This is a genomic window from Escherichia sp. AM3, assembly GCF_032029835.1.
In the GTDB taxonomy this organism is placed as follows: domain Bacteria; phylum Pseudomonadota; class Gammaproteobacteria; order Enterobacterales; family Enterobacteriaceae; genus Escherichia; species Escherichia coli.
This window is the reverse complement of the sequence record NZ_JAVUPQ010000355.1, coordinates 1-1086: the sequence shown is the minus strand read 5'-3', so window position 1 is coordinate 1086 and position 1086 is coordinate 1. Positions and strand designations below refer to the sequence as shown.

General features: G+C 52.9%; 1 protein-coding gene. It reads right to left on the bottom strand.

All coding sequences use genetic code 11. The features are described from left to right. The coding region (locus tag RTW80_RS25770; RefSeq protein WP_312720900.1) for a phage terminase large subunit family protein at positions 1-1056 on the bottom strand (1056 nt) is incomplete at its 3' end. Positions 1057-1086: the final 30 nt, after the last annotated feature.

Sequence of the window (1086 nt, the reverse complement as noted above, 5' to 3'; positions counted from 1 at the left end):
TTCTGCAGTAATCTGTTTGTAACCTAGTTGCGAGAGTGTCTGGTAAGCCGCTGCCGCCCCCCCAATCCAGAATGACGCAATACGTGAGCGTCGGGGATCACCATAACGACTGCCATCCGCATTGATGGATTCACCATCCCGCAACCAGACCCCACGTCCGTTCAGCTCACGTTTTTGTTCAGGCATAATCCGTCCTGAACAGGAAGGACACTGAATATAAGCCGCCTCACTTGCCAGAACGGGATCGGCAATATCACGGAAACCAGCAACCACATCGCCGCAGGGCTGAAAATACTCACCACAGTGTGGACAGGGCCAGTACCAGCGACGGCGATCGCCACGGTTATAGAGCGACAGTATCCCCGTGGTTGGTGGAGCCTCATGCGGTGAAGTCCGTCGCCATTTCACATCCTTCACATCCCTGCCGGGGGAACTCTCCACCAGCGTCATACCACTGGACATAAATGTTGTGGTACGTTTTGAGGCAAGAGAGAAAGCATCCCCCTCGCCATCAATATCTTCCGGAAAACGATCATAATCCGTCAGCGCGACGCATTTATAATCTGATGAGGACATGATATTGACTGACGGCCAGCCGATTTTCAGGTAGTTACCAGCAAGGAATGTTCTGTCATAAACGTTGTTGTCATTTTTGTTCGGACTCAGGCGACTGACCACTTCCGGGCTGACGCGAAACGTTCTGGCGAGTCGTTTTTTGGAGTGTTCGCGGGCTTTTTCCTCCGTCATCTGAATAATCAGCATATCAGCAGGATCGCAAATCACGTTGTAAATCACCCAGCCGTCAATCAGGCCGATAGTCTTGCCGGTTCGTGCCGGGCCAACAAATATCACTGCGTCGTATTCACGCGAGGCCAGGCAGTTCATAGGCTCAATAACATACGGTGCCACCAGCGGATCCCACGGGACTGAGTTCCCTGCCCCCATGGGCACCCGCATATACTGAGCAACGGCATCAGCAACCCGCATTCGTCTCGGTGCGCGAAGGATATAACCTGAATCGGTTCGTGCTGCCTTTGCGGTTTCCTGATTCAGCATTACTCCTCCTGCTGTAATTCCTCCTCATCA